This window comes from Streptomyces sp. NPDC026575 (genome assembly GCF_055567415.1).
The window spans coordinates 165,726-173,583 of record NZ_JBVHQM010000007.1; the positions used below are offsets into that span (position 1 = coordinate 165,726).

Annotated in this window: 7 protein-coding genes; 2 read left to right on the forward strand and 5 right to left on the reverse strand. The window is 73.1% G+C overall.

The window, feature by feature from the left end; genetic code table 11:
• Window positions 1-13: 13 nt before the first annotated feature.
• Window positions 14-484 (reverse strand): type II toxin-antitoxin system PemK/MazF family toxin, encoded by a 471-nt coding sequence (locus ACZ4NB_RS12265; RefSeq protein WP_467660591.1) that lies wholly within the window; start codon window positions 482-484, stop codon window positions 14-16.
• Window positions 485-622: 138 nt separating this feature from the next.
• On the opposite strand from ACZ4NB_RS12265, the gene ACZ4NB_RS12270 reads away from it, so the two are divergent.
• Complete coding sequence (locus ACZ4NB_RS12270; RefSeq protein ID WP_467660593.1) at window positions 623-2,053, forward strand: WGR domain-containing protein; 1,431 nt, start codon at window positions 623-625, stop codon at window positions 2,051-2,053.
• A gap of 15 nt (window positions 2,054-2,068) precedes the next feature.
• Here ACZ4NB_RS12270 and ACZ4NB_RS12275 read toward each other — a convergent pair whose 3' ends face one another.
• The 4 genes from ACZ4NB_RS12275 to ACZ4NB_RS12290 form a co-directional block, all read right to left on the reverse strand.
• Entirely contained in the window at window positions 2,069-2,707 is a 639-nt protein-coding gene (locus ACZ4NB_RS12275) for a nucleoside/nucleotide kinase family protein (protein ID WP_467660595.1), read from the reverse strand.
• A 41-nt stretch (window positions 2,708-2,748) separates the two neighbouring features.
• Window positions 2,749-3,204, reverse strand: coding sequence for a hypothetical protein (locus tag ACZ4NB_RS12280; RefSeq protein ID WP_467660597.1), 456 nt, complete (start codon window positions 3,202-3,204; stop codon window positions 2,749-2,751).
• A 102-nt stretch (window positions 3,205-3,306) separates the two neighbouring features.
• Window positions 3,307-4,233, reverse strand: a complete 927-nt coding sequence (locus ACZ4NB_RS12285; RefSeq protein WP_467660598.1) for an IclR family transcriptional regulator domain-containing protein — start codon at window positions 4,231-4,233, stop codon at window positions 3,307-3,309.
• A 165-nt stretch (window positions 4,234-4,398) separates the two neighbouring features.
• Window positions 4,399-5,343: a quinone oxidoreductase family protein gene (locus ACZ4NB_RS12290; RefSeq protein WP_467660600.1), complete on the reverse strand. Its 945-nt coding sequence runs from the start codon at window positions 5,341-5,343 to the stop codon at window positions 4,399-4,401.
• Window positions 5,344-6,065: 722 nt separating this feature from the next.
• Between ACZ4NB_RS12290 and ACZ4NB_RS12295 the strand changes: the two genes are divergently transcribed.
• Window positions 6,066-7,637, forward strand: a complete 1,572-nt coding sequence (locus tag ACZ4NB_RS12295; protein ID WP_467660602.1) for an FAD-dependent monooxygenase — start codon at window positions 6,066-6,068, stop codon at window positions 7,635-7,637.
• Window positions 7,638-7,858 lie beyond the last annotated feature (221 nt).

Here is a 7,858-nt window from a genome sequence, read left to right on the forward strand (position 1 = left end):
GCCGACGCCTCCGTCAGCGCCAGCCGTAGCGCTCGCGCAGCCGGTTGACGACGAGGTTGAAGCGGCCGCGGTCCAGCGCACAGGCCTCGCGCCGCATCCCGGCCGGGTGCACCCGCAGCACACGGTCCACCGCCACCCACGAGTCGCGCCCCGCGCGGTCCCAGGGGCCGGCCCCGATCGGGACCCACTCCCGGTCGTTGTTGTGCCGCTTGCTGGAGAGCTGGACGGCCAGCAGCGTGCCGCGGGCCTCGCGTGCGACGACCAGCACCGGCCGGTCCTTGCCCCGCCCGTCGTTCTCCTCGTAGGGCACCCAGGTCCAGACGATCTCGCCGGGGTCCGGGTCGCCGTCCGGGTCGGGCGCGTAGGAGGTCTGCACGGCGCCGACGGAGCGCGGCCGGGCCTCCACGGTTGCGGTGGGGCCCTGGCTGCCGGGCAGCGCCGCGGCCGCGTCGGACGGGGCGGATGCGTGGAATGAAGTCGTCACCCCCTCACGCTAACCGCCCCCGCCGGCGGGGCGATCAGCGGTCCGCGGCAAGCGCTCGAAGGCCGATTGTCAGTGGCCGGTCGTACGGTTTTCAGCAGCGGGGGACGGCCGTGGGGGCCGCCCGGGGAGGGGAGAACCATGTCCGTGACCACGACGTATCTGGAGCTGTCGCAAGAGGGCGGCGGCGCCCACAAGTTCTACGAGGTGACGGTGGACGACACGGTCGTCTCGGTGCGCTACGGGCGGATCGGCGCGGCCGGCCAGGAGCAGTCCTCGACGTTCCCGACGCGGGAGAAGGCGCAGGCCGCGGCCGCCAGGAAGATCGGCGAGAAGGTCCGCAAGGGCTACGCCCCCGCCGTCCAGGGGCAGCGCGCCGCCCGCCCGGTGACGCGACGCCAGGTGACGTCCGCCCCGTCGACGGCCCGCGCGGTCGCGCCGGTGCTGTGGCGGTTCCGCACGGGCGCCGCGGCGTTCGGCATCCACATCGACGAGGACCGCTGCTGGGTCGGCAATCAGAGCGGGGATGTCTACACCCTCGGCCACGACGGTGAGGTCCTGGCGCGCTATCAGCTCCCCGACGGCGTCAAGTGCCTGGTGGCGGACGACTTCTGGATCTACGCCGGCTGCGACAACGGCACGGTCTACGACCTGTCCTCCAAGCTCCCCTTCGCGGCCTACGACGTCGCCCCCGATGTCGACATCTTCTGGCTGGACATCCGGGAGGGCATTCTCCACGTCGCCGACCGCAACGGCGGGCTGACGGTCATCGACCACGAGGACGAGTACCAGTGGTCCCGGCGCAGCTCCGGTGAGCACGCCTGGATGGTGCGGAGGGACGAACGCGCCGTCTACCACGGCCATCAGCGCGGCGTGACCGCCTACGCCGCCGACGGCAGAGGCGAGTTGTGGCACACCCCGACCAACGGCGCGGTCCTGTTCGGCTGGCAGGAGGACCACTCGGTGTACGCCGGCACGAACCGCAAGGTCGTGCAGCGGCTGTCGAAGGACAGCGGAGCGCTGGAGGCCACCTACCAGTGCGACACGGTCGTCTACTCCTGCGCCACGGCCCCCGGCGGCCGCTATGTCTTCGCCGGCGACTCGGCCTCGTCGGTGTACTGCTTCGCCGCCGACGGCACCCGCCTGTGGAAGCTGGGCACCGGCGGCGGATCGGCGCTGTCGATGCAGTATCTGGACGAGAAGCTGTACATGGTCACCACCGACGGCTCGCTGGTGTGCGTCGACGCGAGCGACGCGGCCATCGCGGCCGCCCAGTCGGGCACGGTGCCGGTGGCCCGGGATGTGAAGTCGGCCGCCGCGCTGCCGACGTACACCCCGTCGGCCACGGTGCAGACGGTGGCGTCCGCCACCGCCTCGGGGATCGTGGTGGAGTGCGTCCAAGAAGGCGGCCGGCTGCGGGTCCATGTGGTCTCCGAGGGCTATGAGCCGTCCTGGAACGTCCAGTTCCCGCGCCATATACGCCGGGCCGGGGCGCGGTATGTCGTCGAGGACCTGTCGGCGGCCTCGGGCGGTTTCTACCGCGTCCGGGGCGAGATCCGGCAGCTCGTCTGAGGCCGGGCCCGGCGCTCAGACGGGTCCGCTCCAGGCCGGCCGACGGGGATCGTCGGCCCGTACGACGACATCCGCCGCCTCCTCGGGCCGTGTCTCGGCCTCGTAGCGCGCGAAGGCGGGCAGCGTCCAGCGCTCGCCCTCAGGGGTGCGACGGGCGAGCGCGGCCGGCGAGAGCTTCAGATGGACGGAGAGATCGAAGGGAAACCAGTGACCGAGCAGCAGAGGGCCGTGCAGCAGCAGGACCCCGCCCGGCGGCAGCGTCACGTACGCACTGCGCGTCGCGCGGTCCGCCAGCGGATCCCACAGGTCCGGGAGCACCCGCCCGGTGCCACCGGGATCCAGCGGCTGGAAGACCTCGCGCCACAGCGCCTGCCGGTCGAACCACTCGTCGTGGTAGGCGTCGGGATCCTCACGGCCGTATTCGAGCCGCAGGGAGGCGGGGCGCAGAAAGCCGAAGGTGCCGGCCTTGTGCACCGCCCGCCCCCGGATCCGCAGCGCCTCGGCGAGCCGGCCCGCCAGGTCCCCGGGCGCGGCGGCGGGAGCCCCGTCGACGGCCACTCTCAGCCAGGGACTTCCGTCCTTCGCCGTCGTCGTGACGATGCGCTCGGCGAGCGCGTCGGTGAGCCGTTCCCAGGTGATCGCTTCGAGCCGCACACCGCCATTCTGCCCGGTCGCACGGCGCGCGGCGCGGCGCGTCAGCCGGAGTGCGGCCGGCCCGGCGGTGTGTGGAAGGTGGAGTTCCCGGAGAGGAAACCGACCTGGATCACCGGGGAGGTGTGGACACCTCCGCTGATGGTGTTGTACGCGTTCTGGACCGTGGTGCGCTCGTCCCGGTCGGGCGCCACCTCGTCGAGCAGGGCGCGCAGTTCGGCCGCCGCGGCCGGGTCCTCGCGCAGCGACCGCTGCAGCCGCAGCCGCCAGGCCGTGGTCACTCCGTCCACGCCGTCCTGGTCGCCCTCCTGCTGTGCGGCCACGAGGTCGGCGCGGGAGACCTCCAGCTCGCCCTCGACCGCCTCCTCGTCGGCGGTGCCCCGGCGCCGGGCGAGGAAGGCCGCCATCCTGCCGCGGACCGCAGTCCAGCCGTCCGTCGCCATCTGCTGCACCAGCGTCGTCGCCCCCGCCGTGGCGAGCGCCACCAACTCCGGTTCCATGGGACCCCCTTGTGCGTCGTCGGTACTCCATTGTGCGGCTGTCGGCGCCGTCCCGGAGAGGAAACCCGGTTCATGAACGGCCTGGTGGCCCGGTGGCTCGGTTCAGGCCTGGTCGGCGGTCGGGCTGGCGGCTCCGTAGCGGCTGAGTACGGCCGCCGCCTCCTTCGTCGCCTCGATGACGCTGTCGGGGGCCTTCGGCATCACGGACTTGAGCTTGAGCAGCAGGACCGCGCCCATGATGGAGCCGTCCCACATGATCGGCGCCGCGCAGGAGTTCCATCCGGCCATGCACTCCTCGTACCCGAGTGCGTATCCGAGGTCGCGCACCTCCGCGAGGGACTCCATCAGCGCGTCGTTGTCCCGGTAGACGCCCGGTCCCGCCTGGTCGGGTACGGGCTCGGCCAGCACCCGCTGCTGCAGCACCTCCGGCAGGTAGGCGAGGATCGTCCGCCCGGAGGCGCCGGTGCGCAGGGAGCGCGTCACGGACAGCACATCGCGCGGCGTCATGCCCAGCTCCGCGAGGTCGGAGTCGCCGACGGCCATGTCGATGCACTGCCGTTGCGCGCCGGAGAACGGTGCCACCATGTAGAGGAACGCCAGTCCGCCGTCGGTGGCCGTCCGCAGGTCGCCGAGCACCGTCTGCGCACCGTCGAGGCGGTGGTCGAGCGCGGTGAAGGCGAGCTGGGCGGCCGAGGTCCGCAGCCGGTAGAGCCCCCGGTCGACCCGCTCGAAGATCCGCTGGTAGATGCCGGACTGCAGGATGCGGTAGACGACCGAGTCGTCCAGGCCGGTGAACTCGGCGATCTCGCCGGGTCCATGGGCGGATCCGCCCAGTTCGGCGAAGGCCGTCTGGACGAGGAAGACCCGCTCGGCATGGCTGGATCCCGACGCCCGGGAGCCCGCGGACGACGCGCCCTTGGCCGTCTGCCGCGCGCTCTTGGGGCGGCCCGGCCCCTCGGATCCGGCGGTGGTGCCCGAAGCGGAGGCGGGCGAGGCCGCCGGTTGGGACGCTGTGGTGCTGTTGCCCATCGTGTGTTCTCTCCCCTGGCAGTGTTCCGCGCCCGAAGACGCACGGCAGTTCCCCTACGAGCCGACGCCCCCGTCTCCCGCGGCCCGGGCCGCACTTCCCGGCGGACGGCCCCGGGGTGCGCTCCCGGAGCCGTTGTGCCCGCCCGGCGCCCCGGACTACCGGAATCAGCGGGTGACGTCGAGGGCCAGCTTCCCGGTCTGGGTGCGGGCGGCGAGGTCGCGGTGCACCCGCGCCGCCTCGCCGAGCGGGTGGACGGCGCCGATCAGCGGCTTGAGCGAACCGTCGGCGACCGCGTCGAACAGCGCCTGCATGGACGTCGGCAGCGCCGTGCGGTCGGCGTAGAGCTGCGGCAGCCAGAAGCCCGAGAGCGTGATGGACCGCGCCATCAGATCACGCGTCGGCACGCTCGTCTCACCGCCGCCGGCGAACCCGTAGACGGCCAGCCGGCCGCGCGGTGCGACGGCGGCGAGGATCTGCTCGAAGGTGGCGCCACCGGTCATCTCCAGTGCGGCCTCGACCGGACCGCCGGCCGCCTCCAGGATGCGCTCCGTAAGGTCCTCGGCGGTCGAGTCGACGACCGCGTGAGCGCCCAACTCCTGGGCCAGCTTGCGCTTCTCCGGGGAGCCTGCCAGGGCGATGACCCGCGCGCCGGCGTGCGCGGCGAGCTGGACGGCCAGCGAGCCGACCCCGCCCGCCGCGGCCGGTACGACGACGGTCTCGCCCGCGGTGATCCGCAGCGAGGTGAACAGCAGATGCCAGGCGCTGTTGCCCTGCAGCGCCAGCGCGACGGCCTGTTCGTCGCTGACGGCGTCGGGCACGTCCCAGGTGACGCGGCGGTGCAGCAGGGCCCGCTCCGCGTATCCGCCGCCACGGCACAGCCCGACGACGCGCCGCGAGCCGTCGATGCTCCCCACGACCTCGTTGCCGGGCGTGTACGGCAACTCCACGGGCTTGAGGTAGGTGTCTTCCCGTACGTGCACATCCGCATAATTGACGCCCGCGAGAGTCACCTCGACCAGCGAGTGGCCGGCGCGGGGCGCGGGTTCGGGCACGTCCTCCAGCCGCAGCACGTCCGGGCCGCCGAATTCTCGCATCACAATCGCGCGCACGACTCTCCCTCAAGTTCTCCGGTGCGGTGCCCGCACAGGGTAGGCACGGAGCCGACCGGAGCGCCGGAGTCCGATCATTTCGCGCCAACCCTCCGGGGGTTCGCCTGCCGCAGCCCTCCCTCTCACGTGGTTTTCCCGTGCGTTTTCTCGCGACGCGAGAAATGAGCGCGGCGCTTTCCACCCATTACGCCGTTTTGCTTCAGATCTACCCATCGGTATCTCCGGGGTGGCTCTCACGCGTCCCTTGCCTAAACCTGGCTACCGGATGTGATCGCCGCCGCCTACGATCCGAATTGTGTCCGCCGTTGACCAGATGTGACGGCTGCGTCCCCAGGGGCAGAGCGCGCTCCGCGAGGCAGGTGTGCTCGCCCGCCCCACCCGGTGACACGGGCGGGTGGCGGAGGACGTGGTCGCGCGCGGGGCAGCCCGGGCACGGCCTGAGGGGGAATCATGATGGGGAAATCGGGGGGCGGCAGGCCGGCGATCGCGCCGGCCTGCCGGGACCCACAGTTGGCACGACCACTTCCACCGGCACCTCTGCGCATCCTGCGGACCGCGTCCGCGTCCCTGCCGTCCTCGTTGGCGGCCTCGTTCACGGCCGCCGCCGACGCCGTCATCGCCGCCGCGCGCCGACGCTCCCGCATGAATGCGGCACCGCCCTTTCTGGACGAGTCCCGCTCCCACCGGGAGATCGTGCGCCGCCGCCGAGAAAGGGACTGTTCATGAACTCGTCGAGCAGTACGAACAGCAGCGGGCTGCAGTTCACCCACCCGCACCTCGCCGTGGTGCTCGGCGGCGGCTTCACCGGCATGCTCGCCGCCGCCGCGCTGTCCGCACACGCCGATGTCATCGTCGTCGAGCGCGACCGGCTGCCGCGCACCCCCGCCCTCCCCACGGACCTTCCGCAGGCCAGGCACGCCCACCTGCTGGCTGCGGACGGAGCCCGGCTGGTCGACGCCCTGCTGCCCGGCAGTGTGGACGGATGGCTGGCCGAGGGGGCCCGCCGGATTCCGCTGCCCGCGGAGCTCGCCGCCGGCTCCCCGCAGGGCTGGTTAGGCCGGCGCCGCTCGCCGTATCTGGTCGCCTGCTCACGCGATCTGCTCGACCGGGTCGTGTGCCGGCAGGTGCCGGCCCTCCCCGGTGTGTCCGTCCTCGACGGCACCGAGGCGGAGGACCTCACGGGCACCGCGGAGCATGTCACCGGGGTGCGCGTACGGGACACCACCACCGGCGAAACGTATCGGCTGGATGCCGACCTGGTGATCGACGCCACCGGCCGGCACTCCACCACCCCGGACCGGCTGGCCGCGCTGGGGCTGCCCGCCGCGGACGAAGACGTCGCGGACCCCGGGATCGTCTCGGCGACCCGTATCTTCCGCGCCCCCGAGGGCACCGAGAACGTGCCGGTGCTCACGTCCCGTTCATCCCTGACCACCCCCGCTCCCGGGCAGCGCGCTCCCGGGCGACCGCTCCCCGCGAGGACGGCCACGCTGGTGCCCATCGAGGGCGGACGCTGGCTGGTCACCCTCACCGGCACCGGGGACGAGCGCCCGACCGAACATGCCAACCGGTTCGTCCCGTTCGCCCGCCGCGCGGGCAACTCCGCCATAGGCGACCTGATCGCCGGAGCCGAACCGCTCAGCGAGGTGCGGCTGGCCCGCGACACGTCCAACCGCCGGCGGCGCTACGAGCAGCTGCCGTCCTGGCCCACGGGGTTCATCGCGCTCGGCGGCGCCGTGGCCTCCTTCAGCCCCGACTTCGGCCAGGGCCTGTCCATCGCCGCCCACAGCGCCGCCGCGCTGCGCGAGACGCTGCGACGGCACGGGATGGACGACGCCGGCATCGCCCGGAAGGTCCAGCGCACCATCGGCCGCATCGTCCAGGGACCCTGGTCCCTGGCCTCCGGCGAGGACCTCCACTCCCCCGCCCTCGGTCGCGCCGCCGTCTGCCGCGGCTATGTCGATGTCGTCGCACCCTGCGCCCGTACGGCTCCGTTTCCGCACCCGTCGGCGGCGCTCGGCCTGCTGCGGGCACGGACGACGGCTCCGATCCGCCCGGCGAGCGGCGGTTCACCGGACTGGGAGGAGTCCCCGATAGCGGTCCCGGCTCCCCTGCCGGCGGCGGCCGAATCCGCGTCGGCCGGCGGCGCGCGGTCTGCCGCAGCGGCCGGTGCCAGCCCCGCCGTTGCGGCACTGCCCGCCGACTCCAGGCGTCGTCCCCGCACGCTCGGCCTTGGGCCGACGGCCCGGTGGCGCTTCAACGGGGCAGGCCGCCGGAAGCCGGGAGACGACTGACGACCGGAGCCTGTCCGGCCCCGGGGGCAGCGGACGCGCTTGAGGCCATGAACCGGACACACCCGGGAGCCATGGCCACGAGCCCGTCCGCGCTCCACCGGCCGCACACCTGGTGGCCCGCGCACAGGGCCGCTGATCTACCGTGGGGCGCCGAAGACAGCTGGGATCACCATCAAGGGGTTGCGGACAACCGTGACACGCGCTAACAGCACCATGGCCGC